Annotated in this window: 19 protein-coding genes and 1 pseudogene; 12 read left to right on the top strand and 8 right to left on the bottom strand. The window is 51.3% G+C overall.

Translation table 11 applies throughout. From position 1 onward, the window contains the following. The first annotated feature begins 179 nt into the window (after positions 1 to 179). Positions 180 to 2,369, top strand: coding sequence for an EAL domain-containing protein (locus tag AAER43_RS16330; protein WP_032635939.1), 2,190 nt, complete (start codon positions 180 to 182; stop codon positions 2,367 to 2,369). A 44-nt stretch (positions 2,370 to 2,413) separates the two neighbouring features. On the opposite strand, the gene AAER43_RS16325 is transcribed toward AAER43_RS16330, so the two are convergent. After that, on the bottom strand, positions 2,414 to 3,601 hold the full coding sequence (locus AAER43_RS16325; protein WP_014884725.1) for a NupC/NupG family nucleoside CNT transporter: 1,188 nt from the start codon (positions 3,599 to 3,601) through the stop codon (positions 2,414 to 2,416). Positions 3,602 to 3,947: 346 nt separating this feature from the next. Between AAER43_RS16325 and AAER43_RS16320 the strand changes: the two genes are divergently transcribed. After that, on the top strand, positions 3,948 to 5,186 hold the full coding sequence (locus tag AAER43_RS16320; protein ID WP_014884724.1) for an Nramp family divalent metal transporter: 1,239 nt from the start codon (positions 3,948 to 3,950) through the stop codon (positions 5,184 to 5,186). A 40-nt stretch (positions 5,187 to 5,226) separates the two neighbouring features. Here AAER43_RS16320 and AAER43_RS16315 read toward each other — a convergent pair whose 3' ends face one another. Both AAER43_RS16315 and AAER43_RS16310 read right to left on the bottom strand, forming a co-directional pair. Continuing rightward, the gene (locus AAER43_RS16315; protein WP_014884723.1) at positions 5,227 to 5,577 is read right to left on the bottom strand and encodes a DUF2502 domain-containing protein; all 351 of its coding nucleotides are present in this window, start codon (positions 5,575 to 5,577) and stop codon (positions 5,227 to 5,229) included. 127 nt (positions 5,578 to 5,704) lie between these two features. After that, positions 5,705 to 6,703: an aldo/keto reductase gene (locus AAER43_RS16310; protein ID WP_050861903.1), complete on the bottom strand. Its 999-nt coding sequence runs from the start codon at positions 6,701 to 6,703 to the stop codon at positions 5,705 to 5,707. A 184-nt stretch (positions 6,704 to 6,887) separates the two neighbouring features. Between AAER43_RS16310 and ipdC the strand changes: the two genes are divergently transcribed. After that, a complete protein-coding gene (ipdC, locus tag AAER43_RS16305; protein ID WP_050861904.1) occupies positions 6,888 to 8,546 on the top strand; it encodes an indolepyruvate decarboxylase in 1,659 nt (552 codons plus the stop codon). Here the strand turns inward: ipdC and AAER43_RS16300 are convergent, their stop codons facing one another. Next, the gene (locus AAER43_RS16300; RefSeq protein WP_342702003.1) at positions 8,547 to 9,782 is read right to left on the bottom strand and encodes an ion channel protein; all 1,236 of its coding nucleotides are present in this window, start codon (positions 9,780 to 9,782) and stop codon (positions 8,547 to 8,549) included. Positions 9,783 to 9,987: 205 nt separating this feature from the next. Between AAER43_RS16300 and glk the strand changes: the two genes are divergently transcribed. Next, a complete protein-coding gene (glk, locus tag AAER43_RS16295) occupies positions 9,988 to 10,953 on the top strand; it encodes a glucokinase (RefSeq protein WP_014884719.1) in 966 nt (321 codons plus the stop codon). 31 nt (positions 10,954 to 10,984) lie between these two features. Here glk and AAER43_RS16290 read toward each other — a convergent pair whose 3' ends face one another. After that, a complete protein-coding gene (locus tag AAER43_RS16290) occupies positions 10,985 to 11,716 on the bottom strand; it encodes a LytTR family DNA-binding domain-containing protein (protein WP_045269731.1) in 732 nt (243 codons plus the stop codon). Position 11,717: 1 nt separating this feature from the next. Further along, positions 11,718 to 13,424 (bottom strand): sensor histidine kinase, encoded by a 1,707-nt coding sequence (locus AAER43_RS16285; RefSeq protein ID WP_050861905.1) that lies wholly within the window; start codon positions 13,422 to 13,424, stop codon positions 11,718 to 11,720. Between the two features lie 387 nt (positions 13,425 to 13,811). Here AAER43_RS16285 and alaC point away from each other — a divergent pair, with 387 nt between their 5' ends. Further along, positions 13,812 to 15,050, top strand: a complete 1,239-nt coding sequence (gene alaC / locus AAER43_RS16280; RefSeq protein ID WP_014884716.1) for an alanine transaminase — start codon at positions 13,812 to 13,814, stop codon at positions 15,048 to 15,050. 52 nt (positions 15,051 to 15,102) lie between these two features. On the opposite strand, the gene ypdK is transcribed toward alaC, so the two are convergent. Both ypdK and lpxP read right to left on the bottom strand, forming a co-directional pair. Beyond that, complete coding sequence (gene ypdK, locus AAER43_RS16275; RefSeq protein WP_099458937.1) at positions 15,103 to 15,174, bottom strand: membrane protein YpdK; 72 nt, start codon at positions 15,172 to 15,174, stop codon at positions 15,103 to 15,105. A 358-nt stretch (positions 15,175 to 15,532) separates the two neighbouring features. Further along, complete coding sequence (gene lpxP / locus AAER43_RS16270; RefSeq protein ID WP_086527720.1) at positions 15,533 to 16,453, bottom strand: kdo(2)-lipid IV(A) palmitoleoyltransferase; 921 nt, start codon at positions 16,451 to 16,453, stop codon at positions 15,533 to 15,535. 768 nt (positions 16,454 to 17,221) lie between these two features. On the opposite strand from lpxP, the gene tssB reads away from it, so the two are divergent. The 7 genes and pseudogenes from tssB to AAER43_RS16235 all read left to right on the top strand — a co-directional run bounded on the left by tssB (position 17,222) and on the right by AAER43_RS16235 (position 25,060). Continuing rightward, on the top strand, positions 17,222 to 17,719 hold the full coding sequence (tssB, locus tag AAER43_RS16265) for a type VI secretion system contractile sheath small subunit (RefSeq protein WP_050861906.1): 498 nt from the start codon (positions 17,222 to 17,224) through the stop codon (positions 17,717 to 17,719). A 32-nt stretch (positions 17,720 to 17,751) separates the two neighbouring features. Then, positions 17,752 to 19,296, top strand: a complete 1,545-nt coding sequence (gene tssC / locus AAER43_RS16260) for a type VI secretion system contractile sheath large subunit (protein WP_014884713.1) — start codon at positions 17,752 to 17,754, stop codon at positions 19,294 to 19,296. Between the two features lie 18 nt (positions 19,297 to 19,314). Further along, positions 19,315 to 20,652, top strand: coding sequence for a type VI secretion system baseplate subunit TssK (gene tssK, locus AAER43_RS16255; RefSeq protein ID WP_050861908.1), 1,338 nt, complete (start codon positions 19,315 to 19,317; stop codon positions 20,650 to 20,652). After that, positions 20,649 to 20,906 (top strand): annotated as a pseudogene (locus AAER43_RS16250) (DotU family type IV/VI secretion system protein); the annotation flags it as partial. The gene tssK and the pseudogene AAER43_RS16250, both read left to right, overlap by 4 nt. A gap of 34 nt (positions 20,907 to 20,940) precedes the next feature. Beyond that, positions 20,941 to 21,528, top strand: a complete 588-nt coding sequence (locus tag AAER43_RS16245) for a DUF2612 domain-containing protein (protein ID WP_057057701.1) — start codon at positions 20,941 to 20,943, stop codon at positions 21,526 to 21,528. 1 nt (position 21,529) lies between these two features. Continuing rightward, positions 21,530 to 22,720, top strand: a complete 1,191-nt coding sequence (locus AAER43_RS16240; protein WP_057057702.1) for a phage tail protein — start codon at positions 21,530 to 21,532, stop codon at positions 22,718 to 22,720. Between the two features lie 9 nt (positions 22,721 to 22,729). Beyond that, on the top strand, positions 22,730 to 25,060 hold the full coding sequence (locus AAER43_RS16235) for a hypothetical protein (RefSeq protein WP_057057703.1): 2,331 nt from the start codon (positions 22,730 to 22,732) through the stop codon (positions 25,058 to 25,060). The last annotated feature ends 845 nt before the right edge of the window (positions 25,061 to 25,905 follow it).

Genomic DNA, 25,905 nt, shown 5'->3' with positions numbered 1-25,905 from the left:
TTATCTGTTTGTAACGTTCACCACCGCATTTTGTTATCAAAAAGAAGGTATTCCTGTACCTGACCTCAATCGAAATCAATAAACCTGTCCATAAATAGACTTCAACTTGATTCGCACAATTAATAAACCTATTATCCATCCGGTCAATGATATGAACGGATAATAATCGCATCAGCTTAATGAATAGAAAAACGTACAATAATGTAAAGATATTTATAATTGCCCTGGCGATATGCCTGATCGCGGTTCCTTTCTCCCGTTATCTCTCCCCGCGCGCGATTGTGAATGGTCACGACGTTTATTTAGCGTGGTTACCCCTGAGCGTTATGCTGGCGGTAATTCTGTTATTTGGTCGTCGGGCAATTCTTCCCATTCTGTTAGGTTTTACTGTCACTAATTTATTCTATATTAATTTAGCACCGCTACAATATTCAGTATTGCTGTTTTGTCAGACCTTTGCGTTGTTCGCGGCGTGCGGCCTGTTGCGCCTCATGCTGGGCAGGCGCTGGCGCTACTGCATTCCTAACAAGCACATTGGATTACGGATATTCTGGCTCGGTTTTATTGTGCCACTCGGCATTAAAATGTCGATGTATTTAGCGGGCTATTTGTTTGATTTCCCGGTAACTATCTCCACCTTCTTCGGTGAAGGGACGGTAATTTATAACGTCGTGGATATTCAAAGTCTGATAGGCGCGGCGCTGATTTTTACCATGATGTTCTATTACCCGTTAAGAATGATTATTAATCCTCGTTATGCCATCACCTTCTGGCGACGAAGCGTGAAGCCCATTTTTTTCCATAAGAATTCATTGTTTATATTTGTCTGGCTCATGCTTCTAGGCTTCATTCTCGCTGTTTTATGTGGCCCTTTTGAATCCCCTGTTATTGCGGGCTATTTAATGCCGCTGATTTTTATTCTCTTTACCTTAGCGATAAGTCGCCTGACCTATGCACTTATCTCTCTGCTTTGGGCTGCTTCAGCGCTTCTGCTGTTGACCTACAACTATAACTTCCTGAATGGTGTGGAGTCGGGCCATTCACTCTCCTTTATCCTGTCCGTGCTGATCTCGTTTGCCATCTGCTTGCTTTACATGTCGCGGATTTACCAGCGTAGCGAGTGGCTGAAGCGGGGATGGCAGGGCAGAGCGCTGACCGATCCGCTGACCGGTTTGCCCAATATCCGTGCGCTGGAGGAGTATCTTGAGATTCACCAGGATGCCAAAGTGTGCATTCTGCGCATGGATAACCTGGAATTTTTGAGCCGCCATTACGGGATCCTGATGCGGGTCCACTGCAAACGCACGATCGCCTCGTCGCTGCAGCCCCTTCTGCAAAAGGACGAGATGCTCTTCCAGTTGCCCGGAAGCGAGCTGGTGGTGGTCTTGCTGGGGCCGGAAATTGCTGAGCGTCTCCAGCATATGGTTGATCGGTTGAACAGCCGGAAAATTTTCTGGAACAACACCGGGCTGGATATTGAGTTTGGTGCCTCCTGGGGGATGGTCGAAAACGGTGAAAAATTGCATCACACGCTGGGGCAACTAAGCTGGCTGGCTGAGCAATCTTGTGCAGGACAGAACGTACTTGCGCTGACGAATAGCCTGGAGGCTGCATCAGGACAAACAACAGAGCGCGTCCTGATGTTAGCGCGGATTAAGCATGCCCTGGAGGCGGGTCAGTTCCATTTATACGCGCAACCGATCCAGAAGGCAGACGGTAGCGGTTACTACGAAATTCTGACGCGTATGGAGAGCGAGGGCGAAATCATCACCCCTGATCGCTTTATTCCGCTGATTGCCCAGTTCAACCTTAGCCACCGGTTTGATATGTGCGTTATGGAAAAATTACTGCTGTGGCTGCGAGATCATCCTGCGACGCAGCCTGGGGCCCGTTTCTCCGTCAATCTGATGCCGCTCACGCTGATGCAAAAAGAGGTGGCGACCGAGATTTGTGCGCTGTTTGAACGATACGGCGTTGCCCCTCAAACCGTGGTCATTGAGATCACCGAAGAGCAGGCTTTCTCCAATTCAGGTTGCAGCATCAATAATATTCAGCAACTGCGGGATTGTGGATTCCGGATTGCTATTGATGATTTTGGTACGGGGTACGCCAACTACGAGCGTCTCAGACGTCTGCAGGCGGATATCATCAAAATTGACGGCTGCTTTGTTAAAGACATTTGTACTGATGACATGGATGCGATGATCGTCCAGTCGATGTGTAATCTGGCGAAGACGAAATCGCTATGTGTGGTGGCGGAGTATGTCGAAACACCCGCACAGCGGGAGATGTTGCTTCGCTTCGGCGTGGATTACCTGCAGGGCTACCTGATAGGTAAACCCAAACCGCTGGAAGAAATACGGGCATAAAAAAACCGGGAGCAAGCTCCCGGTTTTTTGTTTTGCAGTAAACGTTACAGGACCAGCGCTGCGATGGACGCGGACAGAACGCTCACCAGAGTGGAGCCGTACACCAGTTTCAGGCCAAAGCGTGAAACCACGTTACCCTGTTCTTCGTTCAGGCCTTTAATCGCCCCGGCGATAATACCGATGGACGAGAAGTTCGCGAAGGAGACCAGGAACACGGACAGGATGCCTTCCGCGCGCGGAGAAAGCGTGCTGGCAATTTTCTGCAGATCCATCATCGCAACGAATTCGTTAGAAACCAGTTTGGTTGCCATGATACTGCCCACCTGCAGCGCTTCGTGAGCCGGAACACCCATCACCCAGGCAACAGGATAGAAGATGTAGCCCAGAATACCCTGGAAGGAGATACCCAGCACCGCGGCGAACAGGGCGTTCAGCGCAGAGATCAGCGCAATGAAGCCGATCAGCATGGCGGCAACGATAACCGCCACTTTGAAACCGGCCAGAATATACTCGCCCAGCATTTCGAAGAAGCTCTGGCCTTCGTGCAGGTTGGACATCTGGATATTCTCTTCGCTGGCGTCAACGCGGTATGGGTTGATCAGCGACAGCACGATAAAGGTGCTGAACATGTTCAGAACCAGCGCAGCGACAACATATTTTGGCTCCAGCATGGTCATATACGCGCCCACGATAGACATGGAAACGGTAGACATTGCGGTTGCCGCCATGGTGTACATGCGGTTACGCGACATTTTGCCGAGAATATCTTTATACGCGATGAAGTTCTCAGACTGACCGAGGATCAGGGAACTGACGGCGTTGAAAGACTCCAGCTTGCCCATGCCGTTGACTTTGGATAACAGGAAACCAATTCCACGAATCACGAACGGCAGAACACGGATGTGCTGCAGAATACCGATGAGCGCGGAGATGAAGACGATTGGGCACAGCACCTTCAGGAAGAAGAATGCCAGACCTTCGTCGTTCATTTTACCGAAGACAAAGTTGGTCCCTTCGTTGGCGAATCCGAGCAGTTTTTCGAACATTTCGGAGAAGCCTTTTACGAAGCCGAGACCTACGTTGGAGTTCAGGAAGAACCACGCAAGTAAAACTTCAATGACCAGCAGCTGGACAACATAACGAATACGAATTTTTTTGCGGTCTGTGCTGACCAGCAATGCGAGTGCAGTAACGACAACAAGTGCCAGGACAAAATGAAGGACGCGGTCCATATTTGCTCCAAATATGAGGCAGGTTTAATTTTCGTGCACATTCTATGCAACAAGCGAAAAGAAAACGAGATCAAGGACACACTATAGTTACATCCTGTGACGAGTCTCAAAAATAGTGATCCACAATACATTTTCGTTATGTTAGGTAAATGAGTGAAAAGTTAAGTTTGTGTGCTACGCTTCACAAATGACTGCGCATTTTCACATTCTGTGAAGTCGCACCACCTGCCCATCTATCGTTCTTAGCTATCAGAGAAATTATGTTAAACCACTTAAGTGATCTTGATAATCATTCTCATTTTGATAGCATTAAACATAGCAAAGGCTATATTTCCAGAGGCAGATAATGACTAACAGTCGCGTAGAGGGTAGCAGTGGCAGAGCGGCGCGCAAGCTGCGGTTCGCATTAATGGGACCTGCGTTCATTGCTGCCATTGGCTATATCGATCCGGGTAATTTTGCGACCAATATTCAGGCCGGGGCCAGCTTCGGCTATAAGTTGCTGTGGGTGGTCGTCTGGGCGAACCTGATGGCGATGCTGATTCAAATGCTCTCAGCAAAACTGGGGATTGCTACGGGCAAAAACCTGGCAGAACAAATCCGCGACCACTACCCACGTCCGGCCGTCTGGCTCTACTGGGTGCAGGCTGAAATCATCGCCATGGCAACCGATCTCGCTGAATTTATCGGTGCGGCGATCGGCTTTAAGCTGATTCTGGGCGTATCGCTATTGCAAGGGGCGGTCCTGACCGGGATTGCCACTTTCCTGATCCTGATGTTACAGCGTCGGGGGCAAAAGCCGCTTGAAAAGGTGATTGGTGGTCTGCTGCTGTTTGTCGCGGCGGCCTATATTGTCGAGCTGATATTCTCCCAGCCAAACCTGGTACAGCTTGGTAAAGGCATGGTGATCCCCAGCCTGCCAACGTCGGAAGCCGTCTTCCTGGCTGCCGGGGTGCTTGGGGCGACCATTATGCCACACGTCATTTATCTGCACTCTTCGCTGACCCAGCATCTTCACGGTGGGACGCGTAAAGAACGTTATTCGGCAACCAAATGGGATGTGGCGATTGCCATGACCATCGCGGGTTTTGTGAACCTGGCGATGATGGCCACCGCAGCCGCCGCTTTTCACTTTAACGGTCATACCGGTATTGCCGATCTCGACCAGGCGTATCTCACGCTGGAGCCGTTACTGAGCCATGCTGCTGCCACGATTTTTGGTTTGAGCCTGGTGGCTGCCGGTCTCTCTTCCACGGTGGTGGGCACGCTGGCAGGGCAAGTGGTGATGCAGGGATTTGTGCGCTTCCATATTCCCCTGTGGGTTCGTCGTTCCGTCACCATGCTGCCGTCATTTGTTGTAATTCTGATGGGGCTTGATCCCACGCGAATTCTGGTGATGAGTCAGGTGCTGCTGAGTTTTGGTATCGCACTGGCGCTGGTTCCTCTGCTGATTTTTACCAGCAATCCAGCCCTGATGGGCGATCTGGTTAACTCGACGCTGGTGAAACGGACAGGTTGGGCAATTGTAGTAGTGGTTGTGGCGCTAAATTTATGGCTGTTGATTGGCACAGCGCTGGGGTTATAAAAGAGAAAGGAGCCGAAAGGCTCCTTTTTTACATTTTACATTAATGACGACCGTGGCCGTGACCACCGTGTCCTTTTGGGCCGTGACCCCAGCCACCGCGGCGGTCGTCACGATCGTTCCAGCCTTCGCGGTAGCCGCGTTCATAGGCATTGTTTTTGTACCAGCCGCGATGCAGGCCATTATCGTGCCTGCGCCAGCGGTCACCGCGCCATTCATAATGACGGTTCCAGTAGTCACGGTCGCGCCAGTAGCCACCGTCCCAGTATCTGCCGTAGTCGTCACGATCGCCAATTTGTAATTTTACTGATGGCAACAGGGTGATTTCGCCAGCAGTGGCGATGAGCGGGGCGGAAGCCAGTAATACCGCTGCAAGAATCAGTGACCTGAACATACTCTTTCTCCTTCACGATCGGGGCCTTTGTGGGGCCTGTTAACGCAATATTACGAGTTGGTAAAGCCTCGTTTCATCGCCTCAACTCCGAATTCCAGGTTCAGAGCACTTTTTGCTAAAAGTGGTTTTATTTTGAGCTGGTCAGGATTTCTTCAATAAGGTTCAGCTCTTCCGCGGAGAAATGGCGGTTTTCCAGCATGCCAACGGCGTCATCAATTTGAGCCGCTTGACTTGCCCCAATCAGCACCGACGTCACGTCGTCATGGCGCAACACCCAGGCCAGCGCCATCTGCGATAGCTTCTGGCCGCGGCCTTCCGCCAGGACATTGAGCTTACGCACTTTTTCCAGCTTCTCTTCGGTGATCTGATCCGGGTTGAGGAACTGACTGCCACTTGCCGCACGGGAGTCTGCGGGAATACCGTTCAGATATCGGTTGGTGAGCTGTCCTCCCGCCAGCGGCGAGAAGGGAATACAGCCGACGCCTTTTTCCTGCAGCACGGCCAGTAAACCCCCTTCCGGTCCTCGTTCAAACATGGAGTATTTCGGCTGGTGGATCAGGCAGGGCGTGCCAAGGTCATTCAGGATATCAATCGCTTTTCGCGCCAGCTCTGCAGGATAGTTGGATAACCCGACATACAGCGCTTTTCCCTGGCGCACCAGATGGTCAAGCGCTTTCATGGTTTCAGTCAGCGGGGTTTCCGGGTCAGGACGGTGATGATAGAAGATATCGACATACTCCAGCTCCATGCGTTTCAGGCTTTGATCCAGGCTTGCCAGCAGATATTTGCGCGATCCCCAGTCGCCGTAGGGGCCCTCCCACATGGTATATCCCGCTTTCGTCGAGATAATCAGCTCGTCGCGCCAGGGCAGAAAATCCTCCTGCAAAATACGCCCAAAATTACGCTCGGCCGACCCCGGTGGAGGACCATAGTTATTGGCAAGGTCGAAATGCGTAATACCCAGGTCGAAGGCGCGCTGTAAAAGTTGACGGCTGTTTCCGAGACGCGTGGCGTCCCCAAAGTTATGCCACAGACCCAGCGATATGACGGGCAACCTGAGCCCGCTTTGACCGCAGCGACGATACTGCATTGTCTGGTAACGATTTTTATCCGGCTGATAACCCATTTTATGACCTCGTGCGCAGATGAGAAAAATCAGTGTATGCGTTTACATTAACGTGAAAAAAAGCAGCATAGCGCAGCCTTTTTTGTAAAGCATTCTTTCCATACCCTTCTTACCGCTGATTCTGGACAGCCATCACGCTTCTCTAATACTCAAAGTGAGGTCAACATTAGAAGGATACCTGTTCATGCGTACCCCATACTGCGTCGCCGATTACCTGCTGGACCGTCTTACTGATTGTGGAGCCGATCATCTGTTTGGCGTGCCGGGCGACTATAACCTGCAGTTTCTCGACCATGTAATAGACAGCCCCGACATCTGTTGGGTGGGCTGTGCCAACGAATTAAATGCATCGTATGCCGCTGACGGATATGCCCGCTGTAAGGGCTTCGCCGCGCTGCTCACAACATTTGGTGTCGGCGAGTTAAGTGCCATGAATGGCATCGCGGGAAGCTATGCCGAGCACGTTCCGGTATTGCATATTGTCGGGGCGCCGGGGACGGCGTCACAGCAACGAGGGGAACTGCTGCACCATACGCTGGGTGATGGGGAGTTCCGCCATTTTTATCATATGAGCGAGCCGATTACCGTCGCTCAGGCGATCCTGACCGAACAAAACGCCTGCTATGAAATCGACCGGGTTCTGACCACCATGCTCCGGGAGCGTCGTCCCGGCTATTTGATGTTACCTGCCGACGTGGCAAAAAAAGCCGCCACGCCTCCTGTAAACGCTCTCACACTTCACCATGCCCATGCCGACAGTGCCTGCCTGAAAGCGTTTCGGGATGCTGCGGAAAATAAACTGGCAACCAGCAAGCGCACCGCGCTGTTAGCTGATTTCCTTGTTCTGCGCCATGGACACAAGCATGCGCTACAGAAGTGGGTGAAGGACGTGCCGATGGCGCACGCCACGATGCTAATGGGTAAAGGGATATTCGACGAACGTCATGCCGGTTTTTACGGCACATACAGCGGCTCGGCAAGCGCCGGCCCGGTAAAAGAGGCGATTGAAGGGGCGGATACGGTACTGTGCATCGGCACCCGTTTTACCGATACCCTCACCGCCGGTTTCACCCATCAGTTAACCCCGGCCCAAACGATAGAAGTTCAGCCTCACGCTGCCCGCGTCGGTGACGTCTGGTTTACCGGCATCCCGATACTTCAGGCAATCGAAACGCTGGTGGAACTGTGCAAACAGCATGTGCATGATAAACCTGCGCCAGCTTCCCATCGCGCAATGAGCTTCCCTCAGCCGGAGGGCGCGCTGACCCAGGAGAATTTCTGGAAAACGTTGCAAACGTTTATTCGCCCAGGAGACATCATCCTTGCCGATCAGGGAACTTCGGCCTTCGGCGCCATTGACCTGCGCCTTCCGGCTGACGTGAATTTTATCGTCCAGCCGCTGTGGGGGTCGATCGGCTACACGCTGGCCGCAGCGTTTGGCGCACAAACGGCTTGCCCGAACCGGCGTGTGATAGTGCTGACGGGGGATGGCGCGGCGCAGCTGACTATTCAGGAGCTCGGGTCGATGTTGCGTGATAAACAACGTCCGATCATTCTGGTGCTGAACAACGAAGGGTACACGGTCGAAAGGGCCATCCATGGACCAGAGCAACGGTATAATGATATTGCGCTCTGGAACTGGACGCACCTTCCTCAGGCGCTGAGTCTCGCGCCTCAGGCCGAGTGCTGGCAGGTGAGTGAGGCGGGCGAGCTGGTGGATGTGCTGGAAAAAGTGGCGCACCACGAGCGGCTTTCGCTGATCGAGGTCATGCTGCCGAAATCCGACATACCGCCGCTGCTGAGCGCGCTCACCAAAGCGCTGGAAGCGCGCAACAGCGCCTGATTACTTATCGTTTCGCCAGGCCATCATCATCGGTTTGCCCGCCAGCAGGAGCCAGGCGGGCAACATCACGATGCAGAGCAGCGGGAACAGCGTCGAATCCGGCACCACAACCGCCGCCATAAACAGGCTCAGCCATGCGTCACGCGTCACCACCAGAACCAGACCCAGAATCGAGCAGGAGACGGTAATTGCCGCCGGAACCGCATCCACATGTTCGTGCAACATCAGCCCCAGCGCCACGCCGACAAAGACTGCCGGGAAAATGCGTCCACCGCGGAAACCGCACGCAGCCGCGACGACCAGCGCCGCCAGTTTGATGACGGCAAACAGCAGATAATCGGAAACGCTAAATACCTGACTGAATGCCAGCTGCTGCATCTCGTCCAGGCCTTTAAACAGCGTCACCGTCCCGCCGATGGTGCCTAAAATACCGAGGATCAATCCCCCTGTGCCCAGAATCAACACCGGATGCTTGAGTTTATGCACCAGCCGGTGCAGGCGCGGCAGACACCATACCGCGACCATCCCCAGCGCGATGGCAATTGCAACGACGATGGCACCGCTGAAAATATCCGCTATTCGCATCTCTCCGTAGTGGGGCAGAGAGAGGGAGAAGTGGGGATGGAAAAACAGACTGGTTGTTAGCGCGCCCGCCGCCGCGGCCATCAGGGGAGCAAACAGTTTGTCCCAGAGCGGGACATCATTGTTGCTGGTAAGCGTCTGTGAAAAAATCAGCGCGGCAGCGACGGGCGTGCCGAAAAGCGCCCCGATGGTGCCTGCGGAGGCGAGGATCGTCCAGTCCAGCGCACCCACGCGCGGTAAAATGCGTGAGCCCAGGAACACCGCCAGACCAATATTCACCGCCATAATGGGATGCTCGGGTCCGAGGCTGACGCCGCCCGCCAGGCCCACAATTAACGCGATGATCAACCCCGGCAGCGCAGAGGGCGGAACCGGGGCGCCAATCAGCGGCTCCAGCGCCGGGTCCGGTCCGGCGTGGCCGGGACTGAATCGGATCACCAGGCCTACCGCACTACCGGTTAACGTCAGCATCAAAATGATCCACGCTGAAGAATCAGCGGTGATCCCCAGTTTCGCCGGAAGCGCCGTCCATAGCAGGGCTTGCAGCACCGACGCGACTTTCATCACGACAATGAGTACCAGGCTTGACGCCACGCCAATGATGAGCGCCGGAATTGCCAGCAACAGCATGGTTCTGGCTCGCGGGTGGAGCATGATGATTTCCTTGTACAAAACGGTATAACGTTACTCTGCACAATCAGCTTTATGGCAATAGTGCAAAAGGTGCTGAAACGGTAAAGTTATTCTGTGACGAAGATCGATAATCCATGGGCATTCACCTTCCAGTCGTTGTTGTTATCACGCCTTGAATTTACAGTGTCCCAAAGATTTATTCTGACTTTAGCGGAGCAGTAGAAGAATGACAAAGTATGCTTTGGTAGGTGATGTGGGCGGCACGAACGCGCGCCTCGCATTATGCGATGTAAGTAGCGGTGAAATTTCCCGGGCGAAAACTTACTCGGGGCTGGATTATCCCAGCCTTGAGGCCGTTGTCCGCGTCTATCTGGATGAACATCAGGTGAGCGTCGAGGATGGCTGCATTGCCATTGCCTGCCCGATAACTGGCGACTGGGTCGCCATGACCAACCATACCTGGGCATTCTCTATTGCAGAGATGAAAAAGAACCTCGGTTTTGCGCATCTGGAAATCATCAATGACTTCACCGCCGTGTCTATGGCGATCCCGATGCTCAAGCCAGAGCATCTGATCCAGTTCGGCGGCGCTGAACCGGTCGAGGGAAAGCCGATTGCGGTTTACGGTGCCGGTACGGGTCTGGGCGTTTCGCATCTGGTGCATGTTGATCGGCGCTGGGTAAGCCTGCCGGGTGAGGGCGGTCATGTAGACTTTGCGCCAAACAGCGAAGAAGAGGGCATTATTCTCGAAGAGTTACGCGCTGAGATCGGCCACGTCTCCGCCGAGCGCGTCCTGTCTGGACCCGGGCTGGTGAACCTGTACCGTGCAATTGTGAAATCGGACGGACGTCTGCCGGAAAACCTGCAGCCGAAAGACGTCACCGAACGCGCGCTGGCGGACAGCTGCATCGACTGCCGTCGTGCTCTGTCGCTGTTCTGCGTCATCATGGGGCGTTTCGGCGGCAACCTGGCGCTAACGCTGGGCACCTTTGGTGGGGTCTATATTGCGGGCGGGATTGTGCCACGCTTCCTCGACTTCTTTAAAGCTTCAGGTTTCCGCGGTGGGTTTGAAGATAAAGGACGCTTCAGAAGCTACGTGCAGGATATTCCTGTTTATCTTATCGTGCATGATAACCCTGGCCTGCTGGGTTCGGGTGCCCATCTGCGTCAGGTTCTCGGGCAAATCCTCTGATACAGAGCCCTCTCCGCCGGGAGAGGGCGTTTTACAGGTGCATCAGCTGACGGAACTCTTTCACCTTGCTGCGGCTCACCGGCACCTGAAAATCCAGATCCTTGAGACGCAAAATATAGGTATTGTTAAACCACGGTTCGATCTCGCGGATCTTATTTAGATTCACGCAAAACGACCTGTGGCAGCGGAAAAAGTGTGCCGACGGCAGCTTGCCGCAGAATTCGGTAATGTTCATCGCCATGACAAACGATTCCCGCCGCGTATAGACAAACGTCATCTTCTCATGCGCTTCGGCGTAGTAGATATCATTCACTGGCGTCACGATGATGCGTTCATCCTTGACCAGATTAATGGTGTCGTTTTCCCGTACCGTCGGGCTGGCGGTGACCGGAGCGCTCTGTTGCTGCCATGCGGCCTCCAGCTTTTGCAGCATGCTGACAATCCGCGACTCCTGGTAAGGTTTCAGAATATAGTCAAACGCCTCCAGTTCGAAGGCCTCAACGGCATGCTCTTTCCAGGCGGTAACGAACACAATAAACGGCTTGTGAGCAAACTGATTGATGTTTTGCGCCAGCAAGACGCCGTCCAGCGAAGGAATATTAATATCCAGAAAAATGGCGTCGACCCGGTTATGCTGCAGAAATTTCAGCACGTCCAGCCCATCGTCAAAGATACCCACAATCTCCATCTGACTGTGGGTTTTGATGAGCCAGGTGAGCTCCTGTTGAGCCAGAATTTCATCTTCAACGATAATGACTTTCATATTACTCACCCTGAGGTAACAGTGATGCCGTCGCATGAACAGGGGAGCGTTCATTCGGGACGTAAAAAGCGATTTCAGTGCCGGGTTCAAGACGGTGAATATGCAGCCCATCGCCGTAGAGCAGCTTGACCCTGTGATGCACATTCAGCAGCCCGATTTTATTCCCCGGCATCTCATTAGACTCCACGCGCTCGATGACTTTTGGGTCAATCCCGTGGCCGGTATCGCGCACGGCGATACGCACCCGGTTGCCGCTTTCGGTGATGCTAATGGTGACCACACCTTTGCCTTTACAGGGCTGAATACCGTGAACAATGGCGTTTTCGACCAGCGGCTGGATCAGCAGGCTCGGGATCACGCAGTTGACCTCTTCATCAATATCGTAAATGACCGTCAGTTTGTCGCCAAAGCGCGCCTGCTCGATCGCGATGTAGTCTTTAATCTGATACAGCTCTTTTTTGATGTCGATCTGCTCGTCATCCCTTAACTCAATGTTGTAGCGCAGATAACGCGACAGGTTGAAAATCAGCTGGCGCGCGGTGTCCGGATTCAAACGAATCGAAGAGGAGATGGCGTTTAACGCGTTAAACAGGAAATGGGGATTGATTTTGCTCTGCAGCGCGCGCAGCTCTGCCTTATTTGCCATCTCGCGTAACTGTTCCGCCCGGGAGACCTCAAGCTGCGTGGAGATGATCTGCGACAGACCTATCGCCATCTCCTGCAGCGTTGAGGTGATCTGATGCGCGTGACAGTAATAAATTTTCAGCGTGCCCGTCACCACGCCTTTCTCCCAAAGTGGGATCACCAGCATAGAGTGGATCTCCGGCGTTCGGTGGGCTTCATCATTGTTTTTAATAATGATTTTACCGTAGTTAATCGCTTGTCTGGTGGTCGGGCTTATCGTGTCATCATTGTCGCGGTAGTTGTGCTCGCCAACGCCGACGTAAGCCAGCACGTGGTCAATATTGGTGATAGCGACGGCATCCGCGTGAATGTCGTGGCGAATAATCTCGCAGACCTGACGCAACGACTCCGCGTTAACGTGGCGGAAAAGTGGCAGCGTTTTGTTGGCGATATCCAGCGCCAGCTTGGCCTGGCGAGCGGCACTGGCCTCTTTTTCCCCTTCCACACTCTGCACCAGCAGCACGATAAAACCGATGCACACGCTACCCAGAATCATAGGGATGCCGATTTTCGAGACGATATCCAGCCCCAGCGCGGTCGTGGGAGCCCAGACGACAACCAGGATCATGGTCAGCGTTTCGCACACCATACCCGCGAGGATCCCGGCGCGCCAGCGCTGCTTTTTCGGGATTTTACGGCTGATCCAGCCGGATAGTACCCCGGCGATAATGCTGGTGATAAAGCACGGTACCGCCGTGACGCCGCCGATATCAATCAGGTAGCGATGGGTTCCGGCAATCACGCCGGTGATGACACCTACCCACGGACCAAACAAAATTCCGCCAGACATGACGGCGATAATCCGCACGTTAACCAGCGAGCCCTCTACCGGCACGCCGGACCAGGTGCTGAACAGCGCAAAGAGCGAAAAGATAGCGGTGACGGCCAGCAGCTCTTTCGGCGAGTGAGCAGATTTATGCAACAGCTCGCGAAACAGGCGAATGCGAATAAGGAAGAACAGGCAAATCAGCATTAATGCTGCGCGATCAAAAACCGCCAGCAGCATAGTGAATATTTCGTGCACGAGCAGACCTGGGAAAACGGGAAAGAACCATGATAAAAAACCTGGGGCATATTGACCAGCTATCCGTCAGGTTTATCAAATGAGGAAAAACCCTGTTTTAGAAAGGGGATTATCGAATGAGGATTGATACCTCCCGATTCTTTCCTGCTGTCGCATCGTCCGGTAACTGTTTTGATATCATTGTGTTAAACAATAGATAACGGAAAGCCGATATGAGTCCCCCTCCTTCCGCTTTAAGGCGTACCCGTGTTCCGGTTTTCATGGGGTTCTCTTTTTTTTCATTTCCCTCTCGACAGCGTGATTTTTTTCAGGTTATTTTCTAAGCACGTCACATCAGTGGCAGCGTCGCTCGGACGGTCCGGGCGCTAACGTTAATCTGAGGAATCTATGGCTGAATTCAGTCCTGAACGCCGTTTTACGCGTATCGATCGTCTCCCCCCTTATGTTTTCAATATCACCGCTGAACTGAAAATGGCTGCGCGTCGGCGCGGCGAAGACATCATTGATTTCAGCATGGGCAACCCTGACGGCCCAACGCCACCGCATATCGTTGAGAAGCTCTGCACGGTTGCCCAGCGTCCGGATACGCACGGCTACTCAACCTCGCGCGGTATTCCCAGATTACGCCGCGCGATCTCGCGCTGGTATCAGGATCGTTATCAGGTTGATATCGATCCTGAGAGTGAAGCCATTGTGACCATCGGCTCGAAAGAGGGGCTGGCGCACCTGATGCTGGCCACGCTGGATCACGGTGATACGGTACTGGTTCCCAATCCGAGTTACCCAATCCATATTTACGGCGCGGTGATAGCCGGGGCGCAGGTACGTTCTGTACCGCTGGTGGAAGGCGTCGATTTCTTCAACGAGCTGGAGCGCGCAATTCGCGAAAGCTATCCGAAACCCAAGATGATGATCCTTGGTTTCCCGTCCAACCCGACGGCGCAGTGCGTGGAGCTCGATTTCTTTGAGAAGGTTGTGGCCCTGGCTAAGCGTTATGACGTGCTGGTGGTACATGATTTGGCGTATGCGGATATCGTCTATGACGGCTGGAAAGCGCCTTCAATCATGCAGGTGCCGGGGGCGCGTGACGTGGCGGTAGAATTCTTTACCCTGTCGAAAAGCTACAACATGGCGGGCTGGCGTATTGGTTTTATGGTGGGTAACAAAACGCTGGTGAGTGCGCTGGCGCGAATCAAGAGCTATCACGATTACGGCACCTTTACGCCGCTACAGGTTGCAGCTATTGCGGCGCTTGAAGGCGATCAGCAATGCGTTCACGACATTGCAGCCCAGTATAAACGCCGCCGCGACGTGCTGGTAAAAGGGTTACATGAAGCGGGCTGGATGGTGGAAATGCCGAAAGCGTCCATGTACGTCTGGGCGAAAATTCCGGAGCCGTATGCGGCAATGGGATCGCTTGAGTTTGCTAAAAAACTGCTGCAGGACGCGAAGGTGTGTGTTTCGCCGGGCATTGGCTTTGGTGATTACGGTGACACCCACGTGCGCTTTGCTTTAATCGAAAATAGCGACCGTATTCGTCAGGCGGTGAGGGGCATCAAGAGTATGTTCCGGGCCGATGGCCTGCTCTCAACAAAGAGCGTCTCCGAACACCCCGCATCATCATGACATAAAAAGACAGGAGCCTATGGCTCCTGTCTTTTTGACTGCATGTTCTTCACTAGATCATCAGGGCAAAGGTTCCGGCCCAGACTAAAACGATCACCGAAATGCCCATAAAGAAATATTTCACGTTTCATCGCTCCGCGTATCTTGTGGTACGCATTTAAAAACAGAGTCCAACTGAGTATAGAGAACTGAAATCCGGCCAAAACGGAAATGAGAATTTTCCCGCTATGCCGCCGACTCCAGCTCAGAATTCTGTGCTTTCCTGTAGCCAGACGGCGCTAATGTACGCCTAAAAATGAGGGGTGACAAGAGAGATTTTTTTAAATAATTTCCGATACTTACGGGTGTCGTGGAACGGCGACAGTTTGATTTCGCAAGGCAATAAATTCACTTTGAGCGACGTGACGAAAAACCGTTACACGGGGTTATTACAGGTGATTGAAAAGGTTAGTTTCTTATCGAAACTAACCGTCACGCGGGACTTAAATATAGAGCGAGGCTTCGCCAAGTGGGCGCGTTTTGAAACGGCGATGCATCCAGAGATATTGCTCTGGCGCGCGCATGATTTCAGTTTCGATGACCTTGTTGATAAACGCTGCGGCTTCGCATTCGTTTTCAGGATAGTTAGCCATTTCAGGAGAGATGTGCAGACGATAGCCTGATTTATCCGCTTTTCTCACCATCGTCACGGTCAGCATGGCGGCGCCTGACAACCGCGAAATCACAAAGGTACCGTTGGTTGTCGCCACGTCTTTAACGGCAAAGAAGGGGGCAAAGCTGCTGCCTTTACGTCCATAATCCTGGTCGGGGGCAAACCAGACGGCTTCACCTTTCTTCAGGGCACCGACCATTCCACGCAGATTATTACGGCTGATCATCGCTTTATTGGAACGCATGCGGCCGCGCGTCTGTACCCACTCCATTACTGGACTATTGTGCGGTCTGTAGGTCGCCATCATTGGCTGGCAAAGACCCATCACCCGGCCACCCAACTCCAGCGACATAAAGTGAACGCCCACAACCATCACACCGCGCTTTTGCAACTGCGCGCGTTTAAGGTTGTCCAGCCCTTCGACATCAAACCACTTGCGGACGCGTTCATCCGACCAGAACCAGGCCATACCGGTTTCGAGCAGCGCCATACCGATAGATTTAAAGTTTTCAGAGATCAATTTTTCGCGCTCTTCAGCATTGTACTGAGGAAAGCAAAGCTCGATGTTTTTGCGCGCGATGGCTTCGCGACGTTTCAGGAAATAGCGAGAGGCGCTGCCCAGTTTCGACCCCAGCAAACGCAGCACAGGGTAGGGAAGTTGCACCAGCAGCCAGAGTACGCCAAGACCAAACCATGTAAACCAGTAACGCGGGTGTAAAAACGCACGTTCAAATTTGGATTGAGACAAGATAGTAAAACCTATGTGAAGCCTGTAAAGGTAGCGCAGCGTGTGCGATACGACGTGCCATTAAGACCGTTCTTCAAGGTGATGGTTTCAGGCTTTACCGAACTTTACGGCGTTGCCTGACCACTGCTGATTTGGGTGGGCGGCGTAATGTAGCACCGTTATACGTTATGTGCTATTACTCGTTTTTGATTAAAAAAGCGGCAGTCAAGGAGGTGGTTGATTTTACAGTTTTTATAGGCAGTCAGTCATGAGAACACCTTCCACCTGAGTCGGGCAGGAAGCCTCTTCAAGAGAGGAAGGATTAAAAGCGCTATTTTTTTGTGGCAGATTCCGTATTCAAATTTTTTTTGTACCTCTTCGTTTAACAAATAAGAATTTTCTTTGTGAAAGTTCTTATTTATTATTCATCCAATGAATGAAGTGCCTGAGTCCATAATTTATTCACCTTTCTTTTTATCGAGTCTAAAGCAGTTCTCTCCTGTGTTTTTGATATAGTGCTGTGATGCAAATCAAAACAATATTGTTTTTTTAGCATCTGACTGGCTGCAATCCCTTTTACGATACAAATATTTGTTTTACAGAAAAAGAGTAGCTTCTTTTTCTGGGTTGGTCTGATAAGTTGCAATAATATCTTAGAGGAAAATTCTTAAGAATTTTCTAATTGCGGATAAATGATCTGTGTATTTGATTTGCGGTCGATCATTGTTCTAATATTGCGCATCAAGAACGATACCGTGAAGTTTGCATCGCAAAACAAAGAGGGATGATCAAATGTCTGACAGTTTTCAGAATGAAGTGCCTAAGGCACGTATTAACCTGAAGCTTGACCTGCATACTGGCGGAGCAAGCAAGAAAATGGAATTACCCTTAAAACTGCTTGTTGCCGGTGATTTCAGTAATGGTCAGGATGCTGCGCAAATATCTGAGCGTGAAAAAGTTAATATCACCAAAAATAATTTCGACAGTGTTCTTTCCGAATATTCCCCAAAAGTTAATCTGAGCGTCAAAAACACACTGTCAGATGATGGTGGTGAGGACAATATTGAGCTGACTTTCCAGAGCATGAAAGATTTCACGCCAGAGCAGGTGGCTGCCCAGATACCACAGCTGAAGGCGATGCTGGCGATGCGCAACTTACTCCGCGATCTTAAGGCCAACCTGTTGGATAACCAGACTTTCCGAAAAGAGCTGGAAAAAATCGTTCTTGACCAGTCGCTTAGCGCTGAATTGCGCAATGAATTATCCGCACTGGCACCCAAAAAAGCTTAACCATCACGATGTTTTAACGGATTAATCAAGGAATGCTCATGTCTGTACAAAATAATATTGCTGGCGGTGAAAGCATGGTGCTGGAACGTCCTGCTGCGGGTGGGGTTTACGCCTCCCTGTTTGAGAAAATCAACTTAAGTCCCGTCTCTGAATTGAGCGCCCTGGATATCTGGCAGGACGCGCAGGCGATGTCGGATGCGACCGCTGACGAACGTCTGACGGCAGGTATGCAGGTTTTCCTGGAATGTCTGACCAAAGCCGGTGCGAAAGTCGAAAAACTGGATAAAAGCCTGATTGATCACCACATTGCTGAACTCGATTACCAGATCAGCCGTCAGCTGGACGCGGTAATGCACCATGAGGAGTTTCAGGCAGTTGAAGGTCTGTGGCGCGGAGTGAAGTCGCTGATTGATAAAACAGATTTTCGCCAGAACGTGAAAATTGAGTTGCTGAGTATGTCTAAAGAAGACTTGCGTCAGGACTTCGAAGACAGCCCGGAAATCATCCAGAGTGGTCTGTATAAACACACCTATATTGATGAATATGACACCCCAGGCGGCGAGCCAATTGCGGCACTGATTTCCGCATACGAGTTCGATGCTTCAGCGCAGGATGTCGCGCTGCTGCGCAACATCTCTAAAGTCTCCGCTGCTGCGCACATGCCGTTTATCGGCTCGGCAGGTCCGAAATTCTTCCTCAAGGAGTCCATGGAAGACGTCGCTGCGATTAAAGATATTGGTAATTATTTTGACCGCGCAGAGTACATCAAGTGGAAATCGTTCCGCGATACCGACGACGCTCGCTATATCGGCCTGGTCATGCCGCGCGTACTGGGACGTTTACCGTACGGGCCAGATACCGTTCCCGTTCGCAGCTTCAATTATGTCGAAGAGGTCAAAGGTCCGGATCACGACAAATACCTGTGGACGAATGCCTCGTTTGCCTTTGCGTCCAACATGGTGCGTAGCTTTATCAATAATGGCTGGTGCGTACAGATTCGTGGTCCGCAGGCCGGTGGTGCGGTTCAGGACCTGCCTATCCATCTTTACGATCTCGGTACCGGCAATCAGGTAAAAATCCCGAGCGAGGTCATGATCCCCGAAACCCGCGAATTTGAGTTTGCGAATCTGGGCTTCATTCCTTTGTCCTACTACAAAAACCGCGACTATGCCTGCTTCTTCTCGGCTAACTCAAGCCAGAAACCGGCGCTGTATGACACCGCAGATGCAACGGCTAACAGCCGCATCAACGCGCGTCTGCCGTATATCTTCCTGCTGTCGCGTATCGCCCATTACCTGAAGCTGATTCAGCGCGAAAACATCGGTACCACGAAGGATCGCCGTCTGCTTGAACTGGAGCTGAATACCTGGGTTCGCAGTCTGGTCACTGAAATGACCGATCCGGGCGATGAACTGCAGGCGTCTCACCCGCTGCGTGATGCGAAAGTGGTTGTTGAAGATATTGAAGACAACCCGGGCTTCTTCCGCGTGAAGCTGTACGCGATCCCTCACTTCCAGGTCGAAGGCATGGACGTCAACCTGTCACTGGTTTCCCAGATGCCGAAGGCGAAATCGTAAGGCGAGGGGTAATCAGGGATGAAAATTTACCGCCCACTTTGGGAGGATGGGGCCGCTCTGGCCCCGCAACAATTCCAGCAGCAGGCCCGCTGGAGTGAACACGTTGCCGACATGGTCGCCCGGATGGGGTTTTCTCATCCCTGGGGTGTGGTTGTGGCAGAATTTGACGATGCTGCACTGGCGCTCTCGCGCCTGAATGCCATCCGTCTGGTCGTACGTTTCCAGGATGGCACGATTGTTGATACGGATCTGGCAGATAATATTCCGCCGGTCTGTGACTTGTCTGCTGCAAACGGCTCTGAGGCTGTTGAGGTGGTTGCCGCATTGCCGCTGCTGAGCGCCAGTGGTGGCAACCTCGATAACGGACAGGACAGTGAGCGCCCGCGTCGCTGGAAAGCTGAGCGTGTGGTGGTGCAGGAGCTGGCCGGTCACGAAAGCGGGGAACTCGCGATCCTGCGTCATGCGCTGACCCTGCGCCTCTCCAGCCAGGAAAACGCAGCATACCTGACCTGTCCGGTGGCCCGTCTGATACGTAATGCACAGGGGCAGTGGAGCCGGGACCCGTCCTTTATCCCGCCAATGCTGTCTGCTGCTGCCAGTCCGTGGCTTGCCACCGAACTGGGTGATCTGCTGGTCCGTCTGCAGGCCCGTCGCCGTCGCCTGATGGCCATGCGCCGGGAAAGCAATGAGCGGATGGCCGACTTTGCGGTCGCGGATGTCTCCCTGTTCTGGCTGCTCAATGCCCTGAACAGCGCTGAGCCGGTGCTGACGGAACTGCTTCAGACGCCTGAGCGTCACCCGGAACTGTTGTACCGCGAACTGACCCGTCTGGCCGGCAGCCTGCTGACCTTCTCTCTGGAACACGACGCGGGGGATATTCCTGCTTATCAGCATGATGAACCGGAGCGGGTATTCCCGCCGCTGCTGGCACTGCTCGATAAGCTGCTGGAAGCGAGCCTGCCGTCACGGGTGGTGAGTATCCACCTGGAGCATCAGGATCAGATCTGGAAAGGTGCCCTGCACGATGCGCGCCTGCGCGAAGGGGCGGATTTCTACCTCTCCGTACGTTCCTCCATGCCGAACCATGAGCTTCAGACGAAATTCCCGCAGCTGTGTAAAGCGGGCAGCTTTGAAGATGTGTCGGATGTGGTGAATGTGGCTCTGAGCGGGATGGTTATCAGGCCGCTGACCCATGTGCCAGCCGCTATCCCGTTACGCCTTGAGAACCAGTATTTCTCGCTGGATCTGAGTAGTGAGGCAGCGCGGGCGATGCTGGAAGAGGGAAGCTGCACCTTCTATACCCCGCGCTCACTGGGGGATGTGAAACTTGAACTCTTTGCGGTGCTGCGCACATGAATACATCAGAAATAAGTCAAATTGAGCGTATTTTCTACCCCGGCTGGCTGATGGCCAGCCAGCTGCGGGGCGGACAGGAGGTTCGTGACGGGGAAGGTCTCTATCGTCGGGCCTGCCGTCTGGTGCAGGAGGCAAAAGCGGCGCTCACGGAGGCAGGTTACAGCGACATCAGCTGTGACCATATGGTGTATACCCTGTGTGCACTGCTTGATGAGAGCGTGATGAACCGGGGAACCACCGATGATGGCTACCTACGCTCGATGCAACCAACATCTCGGTGACACTGGCATGATAAACGTCGCGGATACCATCCTGACGCAATATGCCGACAGCCCGAAACTTAAATCCCTGATTTACTCGTTCAATGAAGCCGTAGGTATTGAGGGCTTTCTCAATGATTTCTATGACATTATATGGAATATCGAGACGGCAGATACCTACGGGCTGGATGTGTGGGGGAAGATCGTGGTTGTCGGCAGGCAGCTGACGGTAACAGAGAACAAGATTTACTTCGGCTTCAACGAGGCATCTTCCGATCCCGTTCTCGTTGATGACCCGCAGCCATTTAACCAGGCACCTTTCTATTCAGGCGAGCTTTTAACCTCAACCGTAACGCTCACAAACGACATTTACCGCAAGCTGATCATGATGAAAGCAGCGGCAAACATCTCTGACTGCACTATCCCAAACCTCAATAAATTGCTGATGTTCATGTTTGGCAGCAGCGGTAAGTGCTACGTCAGAAATGACGGTGAGATGGTCATGAGTTACGTGTTTGAGTTCCCTCTTTCAACGGCTGAGTTAGCCATTGTTCAAAGCTCAGGTGCGCTTCCTGCCCCAATAGGGGTAACAGTAAATATCGTTCAGCAGGTATGACATGAACTCTTCTGATACCCCATCAAGAATTGTGAAGGCATTCGGTCTAAATGGCCTAAAAAACACCATCCCCGTAGATTCCAGCACGACAACAGATAACAACGGTGTAGCGACATTTGATAAAGGTTTTCCTCCCGTCACTATGCAGCCATTAAGCGCTGGAGGCATCCCACCATCAGGTAAGGATATGAACGGCGTGCTGTACTCCACCACGCTTCAGCAGCAATGGCAAAACGCCGGTATGACATACCCATTCAGCCAGGATTTCTCGGATGTAGTTAGTGGGTACCCGAAAGGCGCTATTGTTCCAAGCTCAGTTTACACAGGCCAGTGGCTAAACCTGAACGAAGCCAATGGGACATCACCAGAATCCCCTACCGGTGCTAATACAGGTTGGGTGCCAATTAATAACTATGGCGTAACCCAAATCACCATGACATCAGGAAGCGTAGTGATGTCATCGCTGCAGGCTGCAAAGGACAGAATCATTATTTCTGGAGCACTTACAGCCAACGTAAACCTGATTTTTCCTGCATGGATTAAATCATGGGTGGTGCATAACAATTGCACCGGGAATTTCACTATCACATGCAAAACAGCAACAGGCTCAGGGATTGTTGTAATCCCCGGCCTTGTTTCTCGACTTTTTTGTGATGGCGTGAATATCAGCGACGAAACCTATAACCAAAATAATGACATGGTTGGTGCCGTAGTTGGATTTGCTATGAACTCTGCGCCTACAGGCTGGCTGATTGCTGATGGTTCTGAGGTAAGCAGGGTAACGTTTGCAAGGCTTTTTTCCCGAATCGGCACAACGTATGGGCCTGGTAACGGGACGACAACTTTCAAGCTTCCTGACTATCGTGGTGAATTCCTTCGCGGTTTGGACAATGGTCGCGGAGTGGACCCGTCTAGAGCAATAGGGTCAAGCCAGGCGCAGCAAGCATTAGACCATTATCACTTCCTGCCGACCGTTGGTGTAAATGGAAATGACGGTGAAATGACGGCTGTATTTTCTGATAACACATCTGCAATGCAATATTTCCCATCCGGCACCACCGACTACAACCAAAACCCAACTTCTGGAACGACCTTAAGGACTTATAGATCTTCATCCACATTCACTGTTTCACAATTTGGAGCAGAGAACCGCCCACGGAACGTATCAACTTTATATTGCATAAAATATTAAGGTCTAAAAATGTCAATTTCTGATACCAACAAGGCTCAGCGATATGCGTCTGTGGCCGAGGTAGCTGCTGCTCAGGCTAAGCTGTATGCGGACAAATTAGCGAATGCTCCTGACTACGCCGAGCAAGCAGCTGCGTCTGCAGCGGCTGCTGCCTCTTCTGCACTTGTTGCAGTTTCTGCTGAATCCGTGGTCAACAATCTGGCAATATCTGCCAGCGAATCAGCAACTCAGGCTGCCGCATCAGCGGCAGAAGCAGGTAATGCAGCTAGTGCAGCTATCGGTCAATGCGTAAGGGTTCCAGAGGGAGAGCTCATTTCTGAGCTTCCTGATAGCTTCTCAAGACAGAATACAGTCGTAACATTTGTCGATGATGGAAGCCTTTACGCAAAGCCTATTTCCGACTTCGCTACGCTTGATGAAAACGGGAAAATTCCAGTATCTCAAATCCCGGCAATTGCGCTAACAGAGCCTTTTGTTGTTAGCAGCCAGGCTGAGATGTTAGCCCTTGATGCGCAGGTTGGTGACATCGCCAAAAGGACGGATCTCGGCTATTCATTCTGCCTTGCAGCTGCTCCAGCATCTAGCCTTTCAAACTGGGTGCAGTTGACTGATGACGTTCTGTCTCAGTTGGGTCAGTCATCAGGGGCCGGGATGGTAGGGGCGCTTGATGAGAGTTCATCCCCATCCACGGTACAGGCAGAGCTGAATAAAAGACCATCGCTTTCTAAACTTGCACAAGCCACATCTGCCGCATTAATTGGCGTGTCATCTGGTGGGAATGTTCAATCTGAACTGGACCTGAAGGCATCAAAAACTTATGTTGACTCCCAAGTCGCAGGGCTGGTGACAAAGGCATCTCTACAGGGGAACCTCATCTTCGCCACTGCTGACGCCGGTATTCCCAACGATGGATCAGACGTGTCCACTCAGGTTTCAACTTTCCTGAACGCGAACAAAGGCAAGTTCATTGTCTTCGATTCCGGCACGTATCAATTTGCGGGAGTGGTTCTGTCTGGAACTGGATGGGAAGGGACAACTATCTACTTCAAGGGTAAACACCTTCTTAAGCCAGACACCACAGGCACGAACACGCCTGGATATGGCGGTTTCATTGGTCTAGTTATAACTAAAACAGTGAATGACCTCACTCTATATTACCGTGGTGACGGTAACAGGGCGCTTCAGTACGATCGCCAACACATCTTCAATGTAGCAATCTACGGTGCAACAAACATCAACATCCCTTACTTTAAAGCAGATGAAATTATGGGTGATGGTTGTTATGTCATATCAGAGGACCAAACTAGCGGTTCATCTCAAAATGCTACCAATATTAATTTCGGAGTTGTCGAGGGGAAAAACTCGGTCATTGGTGGAAGAAATTTAATTAGTATAGTGTCCTGCAATAGAGGGACTATTGGCTCATTAATTTCAGAAAACATTGGCGGAATAGTAGGTGGGGTTTTACAACCCGGCGGACTTGATATTGAACCAAATAACTTGCCGGGATGTCTTGTCAGGGATTTTGTAGTCACCAGTGCAACATCTGTCGGCGCTGGAGGTGTGTATCTTGTTACAGACTGGACCGCAAACCCAAAAAAAATACAGAATTGCCATGTTTTGAAGGCGATTGTAAGAGGCGGACAGAAAGTAAGAATGTACGGAACTGAGCAATCAAGTATGGTTGCCGAGTGCACAGGGACATCTGACGGTTTCGGCATGGAAGGGTGCACAAACAGTAGCATTACAGTTAGGACAATTGGGTGCGCTATTGGCGGTATTTTTGGAACGCAATCACCAAATTACGATTGTAAAGTCAACCTTACCGCTAGGGCTATATCAAACGCAGGCATGATTTCAGGAGGCTCTTACAGGTGTGACTTTGAGCTTGATTTTGATAATTGGGTAACAGGTGGCACAGCAAACTTCATAGGACTTTGGTTTAGGGATCTGAATAGCAAGGGAGGGCTTGAGCAGCAGAGTAACAGATTCAAAATTAGGATCCCAAAAACTGCAAACGTGTTACGCGCAATTCAATATACGGCAGGAAGTTTTCCAATAAACTTTTATGGGGACAATATACTGCACTCATCAATATTTACTGACTGGCCAACATTCGATGTTATAACTGGCGCAGCAGGTCAGTATCTTATCAAGGAAGGGAAAATGCCATTCTTAACCATGGCAAATGGCGTTCCCGGTAACGGAACATGGAAGCAAGGAGATTTCGTATATTACGCGAACCCATCAACAACCAATAAGTTCTTAGGATTCTACAGAATTACCACTGGGAGTGGGAATGTTAACGGAACTGACTGGGGTACGGTAGCATTCGCATAAATTAAAGCGGGTGGCGACACCCGCATATTGCATTACGCCTTTGCAAGCCGTCTTATCACTCTGGATGGAGTTAATTCAATCCATTTGTAGCTAACAAATGAAAAAAGCAAAGAGAATATGATGACGGGTATAGCCATGACCTCGAATCCGTATCCAAATGACTTACAAATAACCACGCCAATACATATAAATATCTTATGAGACAGGTATAGTGTATAGGATGAATTCCCCATCAAATCAAGGAACTCCGAGTCTTTTAACTTTCCGTCCAAGCATAGGGCGGAGTACAAAATAAATAATGATGGAACCCCATTTGTCAAAAATACATCACCATCAACAAAAAGAAGAATGTTGAATGATAGAAGAATTATCAATACGCTTATGCTTGATTTAATCCTGAATGCATTTCTGTGAGTCAAGTATAGTCTAGCCAATACCACTCCTAAACCAAACTCTAATATTCTAGCAGTGGCGTAAAACTCTGATATTTTAAAGTGAGGAGCAGAAAGATAAACAGTAAGCAACATGGCTATTATGCTGATGTGTAAATAGCGATAACCAGCAATAATAGACAGTGCAAAAACAGCATAAAACATCATTTCGAAGTTCAGAGTCCATCCAACAATAAGAGTCGGATACATATATGAGTTAGCTGGGTTTTGTGCTGGTATGAATAGCAAAGACTTAATGAAATGAACCAATTCGAATGCGCTTGATGGGTGAGTCCAAGGGTAATAAATTAAAATTACAGCAAAGATGCACGAGTAAAACCAGTACGCAGGAACTATCCTCGAAAGTCGGTCCACTATGAACTGGCTGACACTCTTAGGTCTTTCAATCATAGA

Origin of the sequence: Enterobacter sp. FUJ80071 (genome assembly GCF_038739915.1) — a bacterium.
Lineage (GTDB): Bacteria > Pseudomonadota > Gammaproteobacteria > Enterobacterales > Enterobacteriaceae > Enterobacter > Enterobacter kobei.
Note: the sequence above shows the minus strand (reverse complement) of the source record. Positions and strands in the feature narration are given on the sequence as shown.